General features: G+C 39.6%; 1 protein-coding gene. It reads left to right on the top strand.

Annotation, left to right across the window (positions count from 1 at the left end):
- Positions 1-245, top strand: a 245-nt coding sequence (locus tag R0J92_RS25605) for a Uma2 family endonuclease (protein WP_411053758.1), incomplete at both ends; no start/stop codon positions are given.

Below are 245 nucleotides of genomic sequence, written 5' to 3' on the forward strand. Positions count from 1 at the left end.
GATGGAACTTTAGAAATCATGACTCCCTTACCTGAACATGAATATTATAAAGAAGCGATTAGCGATGTCATTAAAGATATCGCTGAAACTTTAGAGATAGACTACGAATGTCTCGGATCGACCACTTGGAAACGAGAAAGATACTTAGCGGGAGTTGAACCAGATAACTGCTTTTATTTTCAAAATGAAGCAGCGATTCGGGGCAAACTCGATTTCAACTTAGAACAAGATCCGCCCCCTGATTT

Origin of the sequence: Tritonibacter sp. SIMBA_163 (assembly GCF_046535935.1) — a bacterium.
Classification (GTDB): domain Bacteria; phylum Pseudomonadota; class Alphaproteobacteria; order Rhodobacterales; family Rhodobacteraceae; genus Epibacterium; species Epibacterium scottomollicae.